Source organism: Odoribacter sp. Z80, assembly GCF_009935865.1.
Classification (GTDB): Bacteria; Bacteroidota; Bacteroidia; order Bacteroidales; family Marinifilaceae; genus Odoribacter.
This window is the reverse complement of sequence record NZ_QWEL01000001.1, coordinates 355,209-375,362: the sequence shown is the minus strand read 5'-3', so window position 1 is coordinate 375,362 and position 20,154 is coordinate 355,209. Positions and strand designations below refer to the sequence as shown.

Annotated in this window: 21 protein-coding genes; 15 read left to right on the top strand and 6 right to left on the bottom strand. The window is 44.1% G+C overall.

The window, feature by feature from the left end:
- The first annotated feature begins 31 nt into the window (after positions 1 to 31).
- From yihA to dacB, 5 genes are read left to right on the top strand one after another with little or no spacing between them, the layout of a single operon-like run.
- The gene (gene yihA / locus D1136_RS01585; RefSeq protein WP_161875863.1) at positions 32 to 634 is read left to right on the top strand and encodes a ribosome biogenesis GTP-binding protein YihA/YsxC; all 603 of its coding nucleotides are present in this window, start codon (positions 32 to 34) and stop codon (positions 632 to 634) included.
- A gap of 5 nt (positions 635 to 639) precedes the next feature.
- A complete protein-coding gene (locus D1136_RS01580; protein WP_237566949.1) occupies positions 640 to 1,401 on the top strand; it encodes a toxin-antitoxin system YwqK family antitoxin in 762 nt (253 codons plus the stop codon).
- A 1-nt stretch (position 1,402) separates the two neighbouring features.
- The gene (gene xseA, locus D1136_RS01575; RefSeq protein ID WP_161875861.1) at positions 1,403 to 2,770 is read left to right on the top strand and encodes an exodeoxyribonuclease VII large subunit; all 1,368 of its coding nucleotides are present in this window, start codon (positions 1,403 to 1,405) and stop codon (positions 2,768 to 2,770) included.
- 9 nt (positions 2,771 to 2,779) lie between these two features.
- Positions 2,780 to 2,980 carry an exodeoxyribonuclease VII small subunit gene (gene xseB / locus D1136_RS01570; RefSeq protein ID WP_161875860.1) on the top strand — a complete coding sequence of 67 codons (201 nt, stop codon included), beginning with the start codon at positions 2,780 to 2,782 and terminating at the stop codon, positions 2,978 to 2,980.
- A 7-nt stretch (positions 2,981 to 2,987) separates the two neighbouring features.
- Entirely contained in the window at positions 2,988 to 4,355 is a 1,368-nt protein-coding gene (gene dacB, locus D1136_RS01565) for a D-alanyl-D-alanine carboxypeptidase/D-alanyl-D-alanine-endopeptidase (protein WP_161875859.1), read from the top strand.
- Between the two features lie 2 nt (positions 4,356 to 4,357).
- Here the strand turns inward: dacB and D1136_RS01560 are convergent, their stop codons facing one another.
- Positions 4,358 to 4,558, bottom strand: coding sequence for a hypothetical protein (locus D1136_RS01560; RefSeq protein ID WP_161875858.1), 201 nt, complete (start codon positions 4,556 to 4,558; stop codon positions 4,358 to 4,360).
- A gap of 268 nt (positions 4,559 to 4,826) precedes the next feature.
- On the opposite strand from D1136_RS01560, the gene D1136_RS01555 reads away from it, so the two are divergent.
- Positions 4,827 to 5,426, top strand: coding sequence for a thymidine kinase (locus D1136_RS01555; RefSeq protein WP_161875857.1), 600 nt, complete (start codon positions 4,827 to 4,829; stop codon positions 5,424 to 5,426).
- Here the strand turns inward: D1136_RS01555 and D1136_RS01550 are convergent.
- Genes D1136_RS01550 through D1136_RS01540 form a run of 3 tightly spaced genes read right to left on the bottom strand, consistent with a single transcriptional unit; the run spans position 5,401 to position 8,152 of the window.
- Positions 5,401 to 6,879, bottom strand: a complete 1,479-nt coding sequence (locus D1136_RS01550; RefSeq protein WP_161875856.1) for a histidine kinase — start codon at positions 6,877 to 6,879, stop codon at positions 5,401 to 5,403. The two genes, D1136_RS01555 and D1136_RS01550, sit on opposite strands and share 26 nt — an antisense overlap.
- An 18-nt stretch (positions 6,880 to 6,897) precedes the next feature.
- Positions 6,898 to 7,689, bottom strand: a complete 792-nt coding sequence (locus tag D1136_RS01545) for a phosphatase PAP2 family protein (RefSeq protein WP_161875855.1) — start codon at positions 7,687 to 7,689, stop codon at positions 6,898 to 6,900.
- A 34-nt stretch (positions 7,690 to 7,723) separates the two neighbouring features.
- The gene (locus D1136_RS01540; RefSeq protein WP_237566948.1) at positions 7,724 to 8,152 is read right to left on the bottom strand and encodes a co-chaperone YbbN; all 429 of its coding nucleotides are present in this window, start codon (positions 8,150 to 8,152) and stop codon (positions 7,724 to 7,726) included.
- Positions 8,153 to 8,238: 86 nt separating this feature from the next.
- On the opposite strand from D1136_RS01540, the gene ispE reads away from it, so the two are divergent.
- A complete protein-coding gene (gene ispE / locus D1136_RS01535) occupies positions 8,239 to 9,087 on the top strand; it encodes a 4-(cytidine 5'-diphospho)-2-C-methyl-D-erythritol kinase (RefSeq protein ID WP_370461303.1) in 849 nt (282 codons plus the stop codon).
- A 9-nt stretch (positions 9,088 to 9,096) separates the two neighbouring features.
- Positions 9,097 to 9,417 (top strand): hypothetical protein, encoded by a 321-nt coding sequence (locus D1136_RS01530; RefSeq protein WP_161875854.1) that lies wholly within the window; start codon positions 9,097 to 9,099, stop codon positions 9,415 to 9,417.
- Here D1136_RS01530 and D1136_RS01525 read toward each other — a convergent pair.
- Together D1136_RS01525 and D1136_RS01520 are read right to left on the bottom strand one after the other, a co-directional pair.
- The gene (locus D1136_RS01525) at positions 9,405 to 9,959 is read right to left on the bottom strand and encodes an HdeD family acid-resistance protein (RefSeq protein WP_161875853.1); all 555 of its coding nucleotides are present in this window, start codon (positions 9,957 to 9,959) and stop codon (positions 9,405 to 9,407) included. The genes D1136_RS01530 and D1136_RS01525 overlap by 13 nt on opposite strands.
- 109 nt (positions 9,960 to 10,068) lie before the next feature.
- A complete protein-coding gene (locus tag D1136_RS01520; RefSeq protein ID WP_161875852.1) occupies positions 10,069 to 10,902 on the bottom strand; it encodes a mechanosensitive ion channel family protein in 834 nt (277 codons plus the stop codon).
- Between the two features lie 188 nt (positions 10,903 to 11,090).
- Between D1136_RS01520 and argS the strand changes: the two genes are divergently transcribed.
- From argS to D1136_RS01485, 7 genes are read left to right on the top strand one after another with little or no spacing between them, the layout of a single operon-like run.
- Positions 11,091 to 12,881 (top strand): arginine--tRNA ligase, encoded by a 1,791-nt coding sequence (gene argS, locus D1136_RS01515; RefSeq protein ID WP_161875851.1) that lies wholly within the window; start codon positions 11,091 to 11,093, stop codon positions 12,879 to 12,881.
- A 4-nt stretch (positions 12,882 to 12,885) separates the two neighbouring features.
- Positions 12,886 to 13,725, top strand: coding sequence for a histidinol-phosphatase (locus D1136_RS01510; protein WP_161875850.1), 840 nt, complete (start codon positions 12,886 to 12,888; stop codon positions 13,723 to 13,725).
- A gap of 30 nt (positions 13,726 to 13,755) precedes the next feature.
- Positions 13,756 to 14,532: an inositol monophosphatase family protein gene (locus D1136_RS01505; protein ID WP_161875849.1), complete on the top strand. Its 777-nt coding sequence runs from the start codon at positions 13,756 to 13,758 to the stop codon at positions 14,530 to 14,532.
- 22 nt (positions 14,533 to 14,554) lie between these two features.
- Positions 14,555 to 16,762 (top strand): beta-N-acetylglucosaminidase, encoded by a 2,208-nt coding sequence (locus tag D1136_RS01500; RefSeq protein WP_161875848.1) that lies wholly within the window; start codon positions 14,555 to 14,557, stop codon positions 16,760 to 16,762.
- 21 nt (positions 16,763 to 16,783) lie between these two features.
- Positions 16,784 to 18,277: a 4Fe-4S binding protein gene (locus tag D1136_RS01495; RefSeq protein ID WP_161875847.1), complete on the top strand. Its 1,494-nt coding sequence runs from the start codon at positions 16,784 to 16,786 to the stop codon at positions 18,275 to 18,277.
- 11 nt (positions 18,278 to 18,288) lie between these two features.
- Positions 18,289 to 19,707, top strand: coding sequence for an aldo/keto reductase (locus D1136_RS01490; RefSeq protein ID WP_161875846.1), 1,419 nt, complete (start codon positions 18,289 to 18,291; stop codon positions 19,705 to 19,707).
- Positions 19,707 to 20,150, top strand: coding sequence for a DUF1893 domain-containing protein (locus tag D1136_RS01485; protein WP_161875845.1), 444 nt, complete (start codon positions 19,707 to 19,709; stop codon positions 20,148 to 20,150). The genes D1136_RS01490 and D1136_RS01485 overlap by 1 nt, the downstream gene beginning before the upstream one ends.
- The last annotated feature ends 4 nt before the right edge of the window (positions 20,151 to 20,154 follow it).

Genomic DNA, 20,154 nt, shown 5'->3' with positions numbered 1-20,154 from the left:
TTATTTTTGTAGAAATCCTCAATTTTAAGTTATGGATATTGTAAAAGCAGAGTTTGTTGTCAGTAATTCTACAATGGTTAAATGTCCCCGGCCGGACAGGCATGAATATGCTTTTATCGGCCGGTCCAATGTCGGTAAATCTTCTTTGATTAATATGCTGACGGATAACAGGAAGTTGGCCAAGACAGCTGCGAGACCCGGAAAAACCCAACTGATCAATCATTTTCTGATCAATGATGATTGGTATATGGTTGACCTTCCCGGTTATGGATATGCCCGGGTGGGTGAGTCGCTGCGTCAGCAATTTGAAAAAATGATCCGGGATTATATTTTAAAGAGGGAGAATTTAGTGTGTCTTTTTGTGTTGGTGGATAGTCGTCTGGAGCCTCAGCGGATTGACCTGGAATTTATGGAATGGTTGGGGGAGAATGGAGTGCCTTTTGTCATGGTTTTTACAAAGGCCGATAAATTGACTGCAACGCAGAGAAGGGATTGTATTGCCAATTATCAAAGGGTTATGCTGGACACTTGGGAAACCACACCGATGGCTTTTATGACTTCTGCCGAAAAACATTTGGGACGGGAAGAATTGCTGGATTATATTGATGAGTTGAATAAAACGGTGAAGCTGTGATTTTTATGAAGTATGTGTTTTGTTTTTTGATTTTTTGTTGTCTGGGAGGGTTAGGCTGTTGGGGACAGGAACTCAGAACCGGCACCTATCCGGACGGTTCGGTCCGTTACAAAGGATATTTTTCGGACGGGAGGCCGGTGGGTAAGATGGTTCGTTATTATCCGGACGGGAAGGTGCAAGCTGAAATGGAATATCGTGGAGATACGGTGGAAGCTATCCTGTATAGCCGGGATGGTAAATATATGTCGACCGGAAAATATGTGAATAAGTTAAAGACCGGAGTATGGAAATTCCTGAAAGGAGATGATTTGCTGGCGGAGGAGAATTACCGGAATAATGTTTTGGATGGGGAGAGTCTCAGTTATTTTCAATCGGGGGAAATGGCCGGATGCAAAACCTGGAGGAACGGGAAACCGGATGGTGGATGGAAGTTGTATTATGAGAACGGACAGCTCCGGTTGCAGGCTTGTTACCATTTGGGAAAGATAGACGGTGAAGTGCGGAGTTATGACCAAAAGGGAGTTTTGCGGGTTCAGGGAAAATACCGGAACGACCGGAAAGAAGGGAAATGGGAATTTTATGATGAAAAAGGGGAATTGTTGAAAGTAAAAATATACCATAACGGAGTGGCGGAAGATGCTGCGGAGGAGGAGACGGAAGAAAGCCGTAAGTTGGATGAGATGATGATTTCCGGGAAAGAAATTCCCGATCCGGCTGTTTTTGCAGACGACCCGGAGGCTTATATGCGTTTGACTGGAATGAAGTAATATGGAAGCCTTTACTTTATATGATCTGAACAATCGGATAAAACAGGTCTTGAAAAGGGACTTTGCGGAAGCTGTATGGATTACGGCGGAGATTACTGAGATTCAGTTGAATAGTTCGGGTCACTGTTATTTGCAATTGGCAGATAAAAAGGAGGAGGACAGTAATATTGTGGCAACGGCCAGAGCAACTATCTGGGCTTTTGTTTTCCGTACTTTACGCCCTTATTTTGAGACGGTGACAGGGCGTAGTTTATCGAAAGGAATGAAAGTTTTGCTGAATGTGGAGGTGGTTTTTCATGAGGTTTATGGTTTCTCCCTGAATGTAAAGGATATTGACCCTACTTATACGGTAGGGGATTTGGAGCGTAAAAAGCAGGAGATTTTGTTACAATTGCAGGAAGAGGGGATTATGGATATGAACCGGGGGCTTGCTTTCCCCGCGTTGCCGAAGAATATTGCGGTTATTTCTTCTCCGACGGCGGCCGGCTGGGGAGATTTCAGAAATCAGCTGGAACAGAACCCCTATCATTATCGTTTTCATATCCGGTTGTTTCCGGCTGTCATGCAAGGAGAAAAAACAGCAGAGTCGGTCATTGCCGCTTTGGACCGGATTTATGAATATGAGTCTTTGTTTGATGTGGTTGTCATTATTCGCGGTGGCGGCTCTCAGACGGATTTGGGATGTTTTGACAGTTATGAACTGGCATCGAATGTGGCTCAGTTTCCTCTTCCTGTTATTGCCGGAATAGGTCATGAACGGGATGAGACAATCGTAGACCGGGTGGCTTATATGCGGGTAAAGACTCCGACTGCTGCAGCTGCATTTCTTATTGAGGCTTTTCAGGAGCAGGAAAAGTGCTTGGAGGACCGGAAGCATCGTTTCCGGATGGGAGTGCGGGAATTGATGCATCAGGAAGCAGTCCGGCAATTGACCGGAATGTCCGGATTGAAACGTTCGGTCCAGGCTTTGCTGGCCGGGGAGGGTACTTCGTTGAAAATATTGTCTCACCGGGTGGAGCGTGCCACTCAGTTATATATGGGCACCCGGCAGTCCGGTTTTGAGAAACTGAAAGACCGGTTGGAAAACAGGATTGTATTGTTGTTGGAGCGGCAAAAGGATTGCTTGCACCGTTTGAAGGAAGGGGTAGGGCAAAAAGCAGGCCGGATGCTGGAGGAGCGGCAGAGGCGCCTGGAGATGGTTATGACGATGGTGAAATATGTTGACCCGAACAGAGTGCTGAAACAGGGATATTCTATTACCCGTCTGAACGGTAAGGCTGTGAGAGATGCCGCTTTATTGAAACCTGGTGATTGTATAGAAACGGAAATGGCCCAAGGAAAAGTAAGTAGTAAGGTCATGGAAAAATAGATTTTTATTATGGAAGCTCAGAAATTGAATTACAAAGAAGCAATGGCGGAGATTGAGGGGATTGTAGCCCAGTTGGAGAATAATCAATTGGATATAGATGAATTGAGCAGCAAGGTGAAAAGGGTATCTGAATTGATCGCTTTTTGTAAATCCAAGTTGCATGAAACGGAAGAGGAAGTGGAAAAGATACTGAAAACAATAGATGCCTGAGTAACAAATGTTTGAGAAAATATGGAGTGTTTTGCTGGGAATGGTGTTTATTTTCCCGGTGTATGGGCAGGATGGTTTACGGCGTTTTTTGTCAACTCCGGGCCTGGAGCATGCTGCTGTCGGGATTTCTGTGCGACGCGTTGGAGACGGAAAAGAGGTGGCGGCTTATGCTTCACAGATGGCGTTGACCCCGGCTTCTGTTATTAAACTGATACCTACTTATCTGGCTTTGCAAATAAAAGGTAAACAGTTTCGCTATACGACTACAGTTTGTTATTCCGGAAAGGTACGGAACGGAGTGTTAGAGGGGGATTTGGTTGTTCAAGCCGGTGGTGATCCTTGTTGGAATTCCCGCTATTTTCTGCATCATGATTTGATGGAGACCGTATTCCGGAAAATAGAAGAACTGAAAATTCAGAAGATTCGGGGGAGAATTTTAGTGGAGGAGACTCCAAAAGAAGAGGCAATTCCGGGCTCCTGGTTATGGGAGGACATATCTAATTATTATGGGGCTCTGTGCCATTCTTTTAATTACCGTGATAATACTTATGTTTTGACTTTTCAATCCGGAGAAGCCGGTGAATTGACTCGTCTGACAGGCGTCCGGCCTGCTTTGCCCGGTATAGAGATTTGCAATGAAGTATATGCTTCTCCCCGGAATACGGACAATGCCTGGATATATGGAGGGCCTTACAGTTCCCTGATATGTGTAAAGGGGACAATTCCCTGCCGGAGGGAGGCTTTTCAGGTGAAGGGGGCGATGCATCACCCTGCACGGGTATTTGAACACGAGCTGAAAGAAGAAATGAAAAAACGGGATATTCCGGTTGCTGATGAAATCTTACCGGAAGGTGAGCGAGTGATGCTTCTTTCTTTGCAATCTCCTTATTTGGAAGAAATAGTATACCATACTAACAAATCCAGTATAAATCTTTTTGCTGAGGCGTTAGGTCGGTTAGCTGGAGCAGGGAAATGGCCGGAACAGGTGGAGTTGTCATTCCGGGAGGCAGGAATTTCCACTGCCGGGATGGTTTTAAAAGATGCCTGCGGTTTGTCTGTTCTGAATGCCGTACCGGCCCGGGTCTTTACAGATTTGTTATTGAAGGCTTACCGGGATGGGGAAGAGTCTTTTATACGTTCGTTGCCGGTGGCCGGCCGGGACCCGGGTCTGAACGCTTATTGCCGTCGTTTGCCTCAGCTTCAGGGAAAACTCCGGGCCAAGACAGGCTCCATGTCAGGAGTGCGTTGCCTGGCGGGTTATCTCATGACAAATACCGGAGAGACACTTGTTTTTGCGGTTTTAATCAATCATTATACTTGTTCTTCCTTGCAAGTCTGCGAAGCCGTCGGTCGCTTTTTAGCGGATTTTTTATGATTTTATTGCGGTAAAAACGATTCAGACCAGCAGATAGAGTCGTAAAGCATTTTTCTTTTTTCTTCGCCGCTTAAAGTATTTAATGTCGTATTCAGTGTGATATGCCTCATTTCCCATTGGGCAAGTGCAGTCATTGCTTGTTCTTCGATATTCCAATAGTCATTCAGACGTGTAAAATTACTTTCAGATACATCTCCGTCCAATATGGCATACGTTATATAGTTTTATGATTTAGGCCGCGAAATTATCTAATATTTTATTTGTTGCAAAATATAACTGATACAAATTTTGGACATAGCTTGTCCATTCAAATAATAGTTATACCTTTGCCGATACAAAGAGTTATCTGGCTGCATGGTATTGCAAATCATTTAAATCCGCACGATTGTTAGTTGTTACCTTTGTTTCCCAAATACTCTGCTAAAAGTTTATTTTTCAATTGGTTAAATCAGATCAGTGAAAATCTAAAATATGTTTTTGGAAAGTGCTAACCGGGCTGGCTGGATAGAAGTGGTGTGCGGGTCTATGTTTTCCGGCAAAACTGAAGAACTCATCAGACGATTGAAGCGGGCCCAGTTTGCCAGGCAAAGGGTGGAGATATTTAAACCGAAAGTGGATGTTCGTTATTCGGAGGAAGATGTGGTGTCGCATGATGCAACTGCCATCCGTTGTACTCCTGTTGAAAATTCCGGAACTATTCTGTTGTTGACAGGTGATGTGGATGTGGTTGGAATTGATGAGGCCCAGTTTTTCGATGCGAATATTGTGACGGTTTGCAAAACCTTGGCCGATCATGGTATCCGTGTGATCGTTGCGGGATTGGATATGGATTATCAGGGAAATCCTTTTGGCCCTATGCCTGCCTTGATGGCAGTTGCTGAATATGTAACCAAAGTACATGCGGTTTGTGTCCGTTGCGGGAATTTAGCCAATCATTCTCATCGGCTTTCCGATAGTGATAAGTTGGTGGTACTGGGGGAATTCCAGGATTATGAACCCATTTGCCGTCATTGTTTTAACGAATTGCAGGGGAAAGAGCGGGAGGCTAAAGTAGAGGCAGACGACAGATAAAGAGCTCTCCTTCCCGCTTATACGAAAACTTCCGGTCGGAGCAATATTCATAAATTTTCCGGATATTACTGAAACCTATTCCTAAGGAATCTTTTGCTATGTCGGAACGGGGGTGGTAGGTATTTTCAACGATGAGTTCCTCTTTTTCTTTGTAGATGCGTATCGTTAGTGGATTTTCGCGGGTAATTTCATTGTGTTTGATGGCATTCTCAACCAACATCTGAAGACTCATCAGCGGGATAACGCGTTCTTCTTCCGTTGCTGTTTCTGAGATAATTAATTTTAATTGTTCTCCTAACCGGATTTTTTGCAGAAAGTAGTAGTGCCTGATTAATACAATTTCTTCCCGGACCGGAACGAAGTTTTCTTTTCTTTTTTCGAGGACGTAGCGGTATATTTTCGAGAGTTTGAGTACAAATTCTTTGGCCAGGGCCGGGTTCTCCCCGATCATGGCATTCAGCGAGTTCAGCGAATTAAACAGGAAGTGGGGATTCACCTGGTTTTTTAGTTCCTGCAGATTCAGTTGTATGGTTTCCTGTTCCAGTTTCTTCCGTCGGTCATATTCTTTTCTCCATTGGTATTGTGAAATGGCCAGAAGGAGGCTGAATAGTATGACAGTCATAATAACGATGAAAATAGTATAGCGATGAAATTCGCCCATTTCTTTTTCGGTAATCAGATCGGGGACATTGATGATGACTACCCATTTTTCATTTCCGACGGTAATGGGATAAAAAATGCGTTCCACCGGTAAAAGGAGATACTGAGAATAGCCGGAATCCTGAAGGGGTTTATTGCTATTGAGAACTTCACGGAATTTTTGAAGGCTTTCCGTTTCTGCAACCGATTGGCCTATTTTATTTTCGTCCGGATGGACGATGGTGATGCCGTCACTGTTTACCACATAGGCATAACTTCGGACGGAGGGTTTTCTTGAAGCAAAATAGCTGTGCAAATCTCTTAAAGAGATATCCAATCCGTAAAATATGTTTTGGAGATTGTTGTGTAAGCTCCAGTAAAGAATACCGTTGTCATCGTATAATTTTCCTCCGGTCTGAGGTGTTGATATGATTTTTTCTAACGAGTTTTTTAATGCTGAATCTACCGGGATGGTTCCGCTGGAGTCAATGCAGGTAAAATTTCCCTGTCGGTCGGAATACCAGAGCCGGCTAATTTTGGGGTCCAGTTTTACCAAACCGTGTAATAATGCCTGTAATTCCGTATCGGACAAGTTCTTTTTTTCTATGGAATTTCGGATATGTTCGGATATATTTACAGTTTTCTCAAAGTCGAGGGCCAACAGGTCGGAGCGGTAATTTCCGATTTCCCTCAGCATAGCATTATGCATACTTTTGGCCGTGGTATTGATTTCTTGTCCCACCAACCATACGGCTATGGAGAAAACAGCCAATAAGGATATTCCTATAAAAAGAAGATTTCTTTTATGAAACATACCGGCCTGAGTTTTCATTTATAGTTGATACCAGGAGTAAAGAAGGATAAAAACAAGTGTGGCTAAACCTGTATAAATAATGATTCCGGAAAATCTGAGTTTTTCCGGCTGGAAAATAAGTTGTTTCTCCTGTTCGGTGCCAAATACCGGGCTTGTCCAGGATTGACGGCTTACTCTTCGCAGGAGGGAATAGAGCAGGAGTGCTCCTGTCAATCCGATGACCATGCCTGCCAGTAGGTCGCCGGGAAAATGTACTCCGATGTATGCCCGGGAGTAAGAATTCAGGGCAGCCCACAGAAGAATGAACAAACTTAAGCCTCTTTTTTTGAAAAATAGCAAAAGGAAAAAGGCTAAAGCAAATGAATTGGAGGCATGGCAGGAAGGAAATCCGTATTTTCCTCCCCGGTAGAAATCTCCCGGTTTTCTTTCGTGAAGGCGTATTTTTTCAATGGGATATTGTCCGTTTTTGTCTTTCAATTGCCCTAATGCTTCCATGAGCCTGATAGATTTTTCATTGTTTTCCTGAATCAAGGGACCGAGACGGGAAGGACGTGAACGCTGGACCTGCGGACGAATAAGGGTGGCACATACCTGGTCGGCAAAAGTAATGGTAAGGGCAATTGCAATAACTGCCAGGATGGTATATCGTAAACTAAAGTTTTTGAGCAAGACAAATAAGATGCTGGCATACATGGGAATCCATATCCATTTACCTGTGAATAACCACATGAAATGATCCCAGAAAGGAGCATGAACACCATTGATGGCAAGCAGGGCTTGTAAATCCCATTGCAGTAAATTATCGAGCATACAATGACAGTTGATTTGGCCTGACCCGGAAAAGTTATTTTTTTATTTCCAGTTTTTCCGTAATGATTTGTTCCAATTGTTCCTGAGGCCGTAGTCCGACTATTTTAAAGGGGTGGCCCGTTTTGGGGATGAATACCAGGGTCGGGATGCTGGACGCTTCAAACAACCCTGCCAGTTCCGGTTCTTTATCCACATCTATTTTGTAAATCTGTAATTTTTTTCCGTATTCTTTCTGGATATTTGCAAGAATAGGGGATAGTTTTTTGCAGGGAGGACACCAGGTGGCATATAAATCCAGAATGATGGGTTTATCTCCCGGATATTTGAAAGATTTTTCTTTTTTGAAATCCCAGATTTCTTTTTGAAATTCAGCAGTGGTCAGGGATTTTATTTCCTGTGCATACAGAATTCCTACACTTAAAAAGAAAAATACGAGGGAAAATATCATCCGTTTTTTCATCATGTAGTCAAGTAATTTATTAAAATATTTACGCTTGTTGCTGAGGCGAAGTTACAAAAAAAGAGCAGGTAAAACAATTATTCTTATCTTTGCATCAATTAAATTTGTCAGAAGAAATGATTGTTTTTCCGAATGCTAAAATCAATATCGGATTATTTGTTGTTGAGAAGAGGTCAGACGGTTTTCACAACCTGGAGACGGTGTTTTGTCCTATCGGTTTATCTGATATTCTGGAAATCCAGCGAAAAGAAGGAAAGAGTGGGGAGTATGAGTTTAAGAATACAGGAATCGAAGTAGGAGGGGTTCCGGAGGCGAATCTGATTGTCAAAGCTTACCGGTTGCTTGCTGAGGAGTATTCTTTGCCGGCAGTCTATATTCATTTACACAAAGTTATTCCCTTTGGGGCCGGGTTGGGCGGAGGGTCTTCTGATGCGGCTTTTATGCTGAAGGCTTTGAATGAGTATTTTGAGTTGAATCTTTCGCAGGAGAAAATGATGGAATATGCCTCCCGTTTGGGGAGTGACTGTGCTTTTTTTATAACCGGAAGACCGGCTTTTGCTTCCGGAAAGGGGGAAGTATTAGAGGAATTGTCGCTTGATTTGAAGAAATACCGGATTGTTTTGTTGAAACCGGAGTTCGGGGTTTCCACTCCCGAGGCTTATGCCGGGATTACACCTGCTCCCGCAAGATGTAATTTACGGGAATTGCCTGACTGCCCGTTGGACGCATGGAGAGATAAGGTGGGAAATGATTTTGAAAAAACAGTCGGAGCAAAATATCCTCGTATTATGGATTTGAAGCGGGATTTGTATGAAAGCGGAGCTTTGTATGCAGCAATGACGGGTAGCGGGTCTGCTGTATTTGGAATTTTCGCGCAAGAAATAGAGAGACAGGGCAAATGGGACGATTGTTGGTTTTGGCAAGGAGATTTTATTTAATCGTGAGATATGTTAAAAGCGAATTTAATTGTTATTTTAATCGGCATAGTGGCTGGTTTTACGGGCATTCTTCCCTTACTGAAAAGGAAGGCAGATAAGTATTCTTTGTTATCGGTATTCCTTTTGTTTTTTATGATGCCGTATATTGTGCAACATTTCACATTGCCTTGGGTTGCCTGGTGGTGGAAAGGAATAATTATTTCCTCTGCTTTGGCCTTACCGTTGGTGGTGGCGTTTGGCAGAGGAAATTCCCGTTGTTCATTCCCCTTGTTGGGGGCTTCCGTTGTTATCGGTATTCTTATTTCTTTATTGCAGCATTATTTGTTATAATACCTTTTTAAACTGAATGAATACAGAATGGCTGAAATGCCGCCGAAAATAAAGGCCAGTCCGGTCCAGACAATGATATTGAAAACGCCGAACAAAGGGTGAAAAATAATGAGGAAGGAAAAAATCAGGGTGAGTATGCCTCCGGTAAGTAACCATCCCCAGTTGGGCAGTCTGAGCGCCTGCATTTGGGAGGATTGGCCGATAAATCCGATGCCGGTGAACATGAGGATGAAGCCAACCAGATAGGGCAGTGCATCTATCGTCCACCCGAGATTGAACAGGAGGAAAAAACCGATGACCAGATCTAAAATACCGGCTGCAAGCCCCCAACCCCAGTTCCGATAACGGGTACCGGTGGAAGCAGATATGATTTCACCGATTCCGAAAAGGATGAACATGATACTGAAGTATACAGCCAGTGCAAAATAAGATTCCACGGGATGCCGGAATACCCAGATACCGCAAAAAATGGACAAGATACCGATAATCAGCATGAGCCACCAATACCGATTGCCGGGAATGTAAGAGTCTTTCGTTTCCATAACTTTTTTTTTTAGTATAGTTACTTAAACGGGAAGAAAAAAATAAGGTTCGTAAAAATGTTCTATAATGACATTCTTACGAACCTTAATGGGGCATAAGCCGAAAGGTTTATTTTTCGTTGTACAAGTGAACATCCATTTGCGGGAAAGGAATATTCAGTTTTTCTTCTGCAAATGTCTTGTATACTTTTTCATTCATGTCAAAGAATACTCCCCAATAATCGGAGGCATTGACCCAAGCCCGGACAACAATGTTTACGGAGCTTTCGCCCAAGGAGGTTAAAGCGATAAAGTAGGCGGGGTCTTTCAGGACTCTGTTGTCATTTTCTAACAACCGGACAATTATTTCTTTGGCTTTGTCATAGCTTTCGCCGTAACTGATACCGAATTCCCAGTCAACCCGTCTGGTTGCTTCCTTGGAATAGTTTTTCATGATACCGGTAGACAAGCCTCCATTGGGAATAATAATCACTTTATTATCTGCCGTTGTCATAATGGTGTTGAAAATCTGGATTTCTTTGACGGTACCACTTTGTCCCTGTGCTTCAATGAAGTCGCCGACTTTGAATGGTTTAAACAGTAGAATCATCACTCCTCCTGCAAAGTTTTGCAGGGTTCCGCTTAAAGCCATGCCGACGGCAACACCGGCAGAAGCAAACAGGGCAATGAAAGAACTGGTTTCTATTCCCAAAATACCAATCAGGACAATAACGAAAATAAAGTTCAGGGTGATGCTGACCAAGCTTCTGGTGAACGAGAACAGGGATGCTTCGACTTGCCTTTTTTCCATGATTCTGACCACCAGCCGGTTGATTTTTTTTATCAACCATCTTCCAATGAAGAATACAATCAGTGCAATAACCAGCTTACTCCCTAAAGATACACTGAGGTCAATCAGTTTTGTGGTTAAAGTATCCAGGGATAGTGTAGATAAACTTTCCATATTTTTAAGATTTAAAATGAATAATAGAACTTATTGTTTGAAAGGTTTATTTCCGGGCAAAAGTATAAAAATAACTTCAATGTATATCTATTTATAAAAAAATGCTTGCGAGAAATATAGCCAAGAATTTCTCGTGTTTTGGTGAATAATTGTATTTTTGTAACCGTTGAAAACTATAAAATATAGATATGAGTATAGAAAGTCTGTTGACGGCGAAGGTCATTGAAGCTGTAAAACAATGTTATGATGCTGAGGTGGAAAGTGATAAGGTACAGTTGCAGGCAACGCGCAAAGAGTTTGTCGGTGATTTAACGGTAGTGGTATTTCCGTTTACCCGTTTTTCCAGAAAATCTCCGGAAGAAACCGGTCAGGAGTTGGGTGAATATTTAAAGGAACATATTGAAGAAATAAAGGATTATAACGTTGTTAAAGGATTTCTGAATATTGAAATTGCTTCGGCTTATTGGCTGGAGGTGCTTAATGACGTTTCCCGGAATCCGAAATATGGCTATAGCCTGGAAAAGAGCGGACATTCCTATATGATAGAATATTCTTCGCCTAATACCAATAAACCGTTGCATTTGGGACATATCCGGAATAATTTACTGGGATGGTCCGTTTCTGAAATTCAAAAGGCTAACGGGCATGATGTAAAAATGGTGAATCTGGTGAATGACCGGGGTATTCATATCTGTAAAAGTATGGTGGCCTGGAAGAAATTTGCCAATGGGGCTACGCCGGAATCTGTGGGAATGAAAGGTGATCATTTTGTCGGTGATTATTATGTGCGGTTTGATAAAGAATACAAGGCAGAGGTAAAACAACTGATGGAAAGTCAGGGAATGGAGGAAGAAGAGGCGAAGAAACAGGCTCCTATCTTGCTGGAAGCGCAGGAAATGTTGCGGAAGTGGGAGGCCGGCGATGCTGAAACCGTGGCTTTGTGGAGGACAATGAATGACTGGGTGTTGAAAGGGTTTGATGAGACCTATAAGTTGATGGGTGTCGGATTCGATAAAGTGTATTTTGAATCCCAGACATATAAGAAAGGAAGGGATATTGTATTGAAGGGGTTGGCTGACGGGGTGCTTTACCGTAAAGAAACGGGCAGTATCTGGGCTGACCTGACCGGCGATGGTTTGGACCATAAACTTTTGTTACGGGATGACGGAACTTCTGTGTATATGACCCAGGATATCGGAACGGCTTATGAACGTTTTCAGGAATTTGACATGGATGAGATGGTTTATGTCGTAGGGAATGAGCAAAATTACCATTTTCAGGTTCTTTCCCTGATTTGCGGCAAACTGGGTTTTCCGTGGGCCGGTCAGATTAAGCATCTTTCTTACGGAATGGTGGAATTGCCGGAAGGAAAGATGAAATCCCGTGAGGGGACGGTGGTGGACGCCGATGATCTGATGCAGGAAATGATTCATACAGCCCGTGAGACTTCTCAGGAGTTGGGAAAATTGGAGGGCTATACCACTGAGGAGGCTGAAGAGGTATACCGGAAAGTAGCTTTGGGAGCCTTGAAATATTTTATTCTCAAAGTGGACCCGAAAAAAACGATGCTGTTCAATCCGAAAGAATCCATAGATTTTAACGGAAATACAGGTCCTTTTATCCAATACACTTATGCCCGGATTCAATCTGTCTTGCGGAAGGCCGCTGACTCGGGAGTAGTTCCGCAGGAGATAGATATACATATTTCCATTTCTGAAAAGGAACAGGAACTGATTAAGTTGATAGCTAAATTGCCGGATGTAGTGAAGGAAGCCGGAGTGACTTACAGTCCTGCTTTGCTGGCTAATTATTCCTATGACCTGGCTAAGGAGTTTAATCAATTTTATCATGATTTTTCTATTCTGAAGGAAGAAAAACTGACATTGAAAAATTTCCGTCTGCTTTTAGCTAAGGAGTGTGCGGTAGCTATTCAAAATGCGATGGGAATGTTAGGTATTGAAATGCCGGACCGGATGTAGGATAATGAATCTGACTAATTACCATAGCCATTGTTCTTTTTGTGACGGGAGAGCTCCCATGGAATCTTTTGTGGAATCAGCTGTGAAAGCGGGTTTTACTGCTTACGGTATTTCTTCCCATGCTCCGCTTCCTTTTCCGACCGCATGGACTCTGTTGCGGGAGAGAGTGGACGATTATTTGCAAGAGGTCAACCGTTTGCGAGGATTGTATGGGGGGCAGATTGAGCTGTATGCAGGTATGGAGATAGACTATCTGAATGAAGAACAGCATCCTGCCATTCTTTATTTTCAGCAATTGTCTTTGGATTATCGTATCGGTTCGGTACATCTGGTATATACGCCTGAGGGAAAGATCATAGATACCGATACCAGCGTTGAAAATTTCCGGAGACTTTTGGCAGAAGAGTTTCGCGGAGATCTGAAAGGATTGGTGAGTGCTTATTTTCTGGCTTCTATGCATTTGGTGGAAAAGGGAGGATTCGATTTTGTCGGGCATGCCAATAAGATTTTTTATAATGTGGAGCAATGTGAGCCTGATTTGACGCGTGGAAAGTGGTATCAAAAGAAACTGGAGGATTTGTTTGCGTTTGTGGCAGAAAAAGGGCTTTACATAGAAATTAATACAAAGTGTTATCCGCAAAGGGGATGTTTTTTCCCTTGTTTGGAAGACTGGAAGTGGTTGAAGCGGTGGAAAATCCCGGTTGTAGTAAATTCCGATACGCATTTCCCGGAGTTGGTGAATGCGGGTCGTAGGGAGGCTCTTCAGGCTTTACTGGAAAACGGTTTCCGGACTGTGGCGGAATTTCATGGGGGAGAGTGGCAGGAAGTGCCCATCAGCTTGTAATGCGATATGGAGGAAATAGATAAAAGCGATATGTCAACACTGGATCTGGATAAAACATTGGAACTGGCAGTCCGTTGGGCCCGGGCAGCAGGGAATATACATTTGTGCTATTTTAGGGGGAATGAATTGGATATACATACGAAATCGAATGTATATGACGTGGTTACGCGTGCGGACCGGGAAAGTGAAGCTTTTCTTATCGAAGAAATAGATAAGGCATTCCCCGGTCATGCGGTGTTGGGAGAGGAGAGCGGTGTGCATGCCGGGTGTGCTGAGTATCGGTGGGTGATTGACCCGTTGGATGGGACTAACAATTATAGTCAGGGATTACCTGTTTTTACAGTATCTATCGGTTTGCAATATCAGGGAAAAACGGTGTTGGGGGTGGTGTATGCCCCTTATTTTGATGAATTGTATACGGCTATTCATGGGAGAGGGGCTTTTCTGAATGGCCGGAAGATAGAGGTTTCTGCGAAGACGGATTTGGAACATGCTGTGTTGGGGACGGGATTTCCTTATGATAAGGATGTTAATCCGGATAATAATGCTTCCAATCTGGCTGCTTTGTTGCCTCATCTCAGGGGAATACGGAGAATGGGTTCTGCGGCTTACGATTTGTGTTGTGTTGCAGCCGGCTTTTTGGATGGATATTGGGAGCTGAGTTTGCAACCCTGGGATGTGTGCGCAGGAATGCTGATTGTAGAAGAAGCCGGAGGAGTAATCAAGCCTTTCCGGGAAAACCGGGGTATTTCTATTATTGCGGGAAATGCTGTTATTGTGAGTAAGATTGAAGAGAAAATTAAATAAGCAAATTAAAAGTGTAGCGTTTATGAGAATCAGATTTATTGTTTTGTCGGTATTGTGGCTGATAGGTGCTTCGGGGATGGCTCAGGAAGTTGCCATTTATCCTGTACCACAGTCTGTAATCCTAAAAGGACAAATGCCCTGGCCGGACTCTTATCGGATGGAGGGAGATACAGTTGCTCATTTCCATACGTATAGGCAATTGGGTACTATCCTGAAAAAAGGGAAGCAGCAGCATACGGTTGCTGTCTGTATCGGCAAAAGGGGAGAAAAAGCAGTTAGCAAATACACCCGGATGATACCCCGGCATCCTGAGGGATATTATCTGTCGATTGACAAAGACCGTATCGTATTGGCCGGAAATGATGAGCGCGGATTGTTTTATGCCATGCAAACTCTGAGGCAACTGGCCCAAGGGGAACAGCTTCCTTTGGCGGAAGTGAAAGACTATCCGCTTGTCCGTTTCCGGGGTGTTGTAGAGGGTTTTTACGGTACGCCCTGGAGCCATCAGGCTCGTATGCGCCAGTTGCAGTTTTACGGAGCCAATAAGATGAATACTTATATTTACGGACCTAAGGATGACCCTTACCATAGCTGTCCGGATTGGCGGAAGCCTTATCCTGAAAAGGAGGCCCGGCAATTGAAAGAGCTGGTGAAGGTGGCGAAAGAAAATGAAGTGGATTTTGTATGGGCCATTCACCCGGGACAGGATATCAAATGGAATTCGGAGGACCGGGAGATATTATTGGCTAAGTTTGAGTCGATGTATCAATTGGGCATTCGTTCATTTGCGGTTTTTTTTGATGATATTTCCGGTGAGGGAACTGACCCCCGGCGACAGGCAGAACTTTTGAATGAGATTGATGACCGTTTTGTGAAAGTGAAGAAGGATGTTACTCCCCTGATTATGTGTCCTACAGAGTATAATAAAAGTTGGTCCAATCCTGCCAGGGGGTATTTGAAGACTTTGGGTGAGGAACTGAATTCTTCTGTTCAGATTATGTGGACGGGGGACCGGGTGATTTCCGATATCACCAAAGAGGGGTTGGCTTGGGTGAATCCTCAGATCAGGCGTCCTGCTTATATCTGGTGGAATTTTCCTGTATCTGATTATGTCAGGGACCATTTGTTGATGGGGGCAGTATACGGGAATGACACAGAGGTGAAAGATGAAATGTCGGGTTTTGTTACTAATCCGATGGAGCATGCGGAAGCTTCCAAGATTGCTATATTCAGTGTTGCCGATTATGCCTGGAATCCCCGGCAATTCAATAGTCAGGCAAGCTGGAAGGCTGCTGTAAAAGTTTTATTGCCTCAACAATCGGAGGCTTTGCAGACTTTTGTCAATCATAATTCTGATTTAGGAGTCAACGTACATGGGTACCGACGGGAGGAATCGGTGGATATTCAGCCGGTGGCTGAACGTTTTTTGAAAGATTACCGGCAGGGGAAATATGGTCGGGATGATTTCAAGGCATTGGCAGATGAATTTGAACGTATCCTTGAGACTGCTGATTTGCTTTTAGTTGATGAAGGAAATAAGGAATTAGTAGCAGAAATGACTCCCTGGCTTTATCAGTTTAAGGTATTGGGTGAATCCGGAAAAGAGGCTTTGGCTATGGTGCAGGCAGTTGAAGAGGGAGATAAGGCTGTATTTATGAGGAAATACAAGCATTTGAGGGCTTTGCAGCAAAGAAGTTTTCAGATAGACCAAACATATAACCAGAATCCGTATCAACCGGGGGTAAAGACTGGTTCAAAGGTGATGCAGCCATTGGTTGATAGTATTTTTGTGCTGGCTACGCAGGAATTTAACCGGAAATCCGGTACTGCTTTGAGTAGTGAAGTCTTTACTTCTCCTCACCGTTCTTTCAGTACAGTGGCTCAGTTCAGGCAATTGCCGGTACGGGTGAAGACTACCCGGGTGGTGATGTCTCCTTTGCTGGAAGTGGTGAAGTGGGGGGCCGGAGAGTACCTGGGGGTAGAGTTGGATAAGGTTTATGATTTGCAGGCTTTAGATGCTGATTTCGGGGTAAAAAACAGTGCCGAATGGTTGCAATTGGAAGTTTCGGCAGACGGAGAGCATTGGACAACTCTTCCTGTCACACAGCAAGCTACCCAATTGAAAGCTGCTCTGAATTGTCAGGCCCGGTATATACGTTTGGTGAATAAAGAAGACCGGGTTCGGGAATCTTATTTACGTAAATTCATTGTAGTGACCGGAGGGAAATAGAATTGCACTAATATACAGATTATGTTACGAAAAATCAGAATAACGCTTGCTGCGGTTTGTTTTATACTTATCACACTTTTGTTTCTGGATTTTACAGGAACTCTTCATGCTGTGGTAGGGTGGTTGGCGAAAATCCAGTTTTTACCGGCAGTTTTGGCTTTGCATGTAGGGATTGTGGCGGGGTTGATTGTGCTGACCTTAGTTTTTGGCCGTATTTATTGTTCTGTCATTTGTCCGCTGGGCGTTTTTCAGGACATCATCTCCGGAATAAACGGACGGCGTAAGAAAAAGAAATATCGCTTTTCTTATTCTCCGGCTTTGTCCTGGTTACGGTATTTGGTGTTACTTTTTTTTGTAATCACCCTGGTTGCAGGTATCGGTTCGGTAGCGGCATTGTTGGCTCCTTACAGTTCTTATGGCCGTATAGCACAAAATCTGTTGGCTCCGTTTTGGCAATGGGGCAATAATCTGTTTGCTTATTTTGCAGAACGTGTAGACAGTTATGCTTTTTATGAAACGGAAGTATGGATCAGAAGTTTGCCCACATTTTTGGTTGCTTGTATTACTTTTGTTGTTTTGTTTGTTCTGGCATGGCGTAATGGCCGGACTTATTGCAATACGATTTGTCCGGTGGGGACTGTATTGGGTTTTTTGGCCCGGTATTCTTTGTTTCGTCCTGTTTTGGATCCGGAAAAGTGCAAAAAGTGTGGTCTTTGTTCCCGTTCCTGTAAGGCGGCTTGTATAGACAGTCAAAACTATCATATCGATTACAGCCGTTGTGTGGTTTGCATGAATTGTATGGAAGTCTGTAATCAGGGAGCTATCCGATACGGTTTACGATTGAAAAAAGAAAGAACTCCGGAAAGCAGGAAATCTGAAAAGACGGATGGGAGCAGGCGTGTTTTTTTAACCGGAATGGGACTTTGGGCGGCGTCAGCTGTTGCCCGTGCTCAGGAAAAAAAGGTGGATGGAGGCCTTGCGTTGATTTTGGATAAAAAGATTCCGGAACGGACAACTCCGATTGTACCGCCGGGTTCCCTGGGATTGCGGCATATGACGCAGCATTGCACTGCTTGTCAGCTTTGTGTTTCTGTTTGCCCGAACGGAGTGCTCAGGCCGTCTGCCCGTTTATCTGCTTTCATGCAGCCGGAAGTTTCCTATGAACGGGGATATTGCCGGCCGGAATGTGCGAAATGCAGTGAGGTTTGTCCTGCCGGTGCTATTTCAAAGATAACTCCTGCGGATAAATCTGCTATTCAGGTAGGACATGCTGTATGGATCAGGGAGAATTGTATACCTGTCAAAGAGGGTGTAAAATGTAACAATTGTGTCCGGCATTGTCCGGCAGAGGCGATCCAGATGGTTTTGTCTGATCCGTCCCGTCCGGAGTCTCCCCGGATACCGGTAGTAAACGTTGAGCGCTGTATCGGATGCGGGGCTTGTGAAAATCTTTGTCCCTCTCGTCCTTTCAGTGCCATGTATGTCGAAGGGCATGAAGTTCACAGAACGATCTAAAATATGAACGGATGAAAAAAGAAGATAGAAAACAAGGATTAGGCCGCCGGGAATTTTTGAAGCGTATCGGTATGGGAACCGTAGCTGTAACAGCTACAGTTTCCGGTTGTGATTCCAGGAACAATTCTTTATCCGGAAACCGGACAGTACAGCAAGAAATTCCTACCGATAAAATGACTTACCGGACTAATCCCAAGACAAAAGAACAGGTGTCTTTATTGGGATATGGTTGTATGCGCTGGCCGACTATCCGGAATGCCGGAGCTCCGGAAAACGGTGAAGAAATTGACCAGGAAACTGTCAATGCCTTGGTGGATTATGCCATTGCCCATGGAGTGAATTATTTCGATACTTCTCCCGCTTACTGCCGGGGACGCTCTGAGCGGGCCACCGGAATAGCCCTGAGCCGTTATCCCCGGAATAAGTATTATATTGCTACAAAGTTGTCTAATTTCGCTCCTTCGACCTGGAGCCGTGAGGCATCTATGGAGATGTATCGTAATTCATTTAAGGAATTACAGGTGGATTACATTGATTATATGTTGCTGCATGCTGTAGGAATGGGAAACGGTATGGCCGAGTTTGAGAGTCGCTATATGGCTAACGGTATGCTGGATTTTTTGATGAAGGAACGGGAGGCTGGCCGTATCCGTAATCTGGGATTTTCTTATCATGGAGATATCAGGGTATTTGATTACCTGCTTTCCCGGCATGAGGAATTTAAGTGGGATTTTGTACAGATACAGTTGAATTATGTGGACTGGAAGCATGCCAAGGAAGTGAATGCCCGTAATACCGATGCTGAGTATCTGTACGGAGAGCTTGAAAAGCGGGGTATTCCGGCAATTATCATGGAACCTTTGCTGGGTGGGCGTTTGTCGAATGTGCATGACCATATTGCAGCCAAGTTGCGGCAACGGGTTCCTGAGGCCAGCGTTGCTTCGTGGGCGTTTCGTTTTGCAGGGTCTTTCCCCGGAGTGTTGACTGTGCTGAGCGGAATGACCTATATGGAACATTTGCAGGATAATTTACGGACTTATGCACCGTTTGAGGCTTTGACGGAGGAGGATAAAGAGTTTCTGGAACAGACGGCACAGGCTTTACTCCGTTATCCGACTATTCCCTGTAATGACTGCAAATATTGTATGCCATGTCCCTATGGTTTGGATATTCCCGGTGTTTTGCTGCATTTCAATAAATGCATTAACGAGGGGCGTATGCCTTCTTCTTCACGCGATACCGATTACCGGAAAGCCCGTCGGGCTTTCCTGATCGGGTATGACCGTTCGGTTCCCCGGCTGCGTCAGGCCAATCATTGCATCCTTTGCGGTCAATGTGTGCATCATTGTCCGCAAGGTATAGCCATACCGAAGGAAATGCAGCGTATAGACAAATTTGTAGAGGACTTGAAACAAGGACGTGAATTTTAATGGTGGAAGGTAAAATCTTAGGAAGTCCGGAACAGAACAACCTGATGGAATGTCTGCAGACTGGGCAATGTACGTGTGTGGTCCGGCAGGGTGGAGAAATCCGGATGATGCAGGACCGGGGAGTGGTGGGGCTTTATCAATTGCTGGTGGGGGAACCGGGATTTCTGAAAGGGGCTTCCGTAGCGGATAAAGTGGTTGGTAAAGCGGCGGCGGCATTGATGATTATAGGGGGAGTAAAAGAATTATGTACTCCGGTAATCAGCCGTTTGGCCTGTGAACTTTTAGAACGAACGGAAATAAAAGTGACCTATCTTCGTTGTGTTCCCCATATCATTAATCGTACGCAAACGGACTGGTGTCCTTTGGAAACCCGGTGTGCTGAATTGCAGACACCCGAAGAATGCCTGGAACAAATAGAAGAGTTTATTAAAAATGTGCCATGAATGA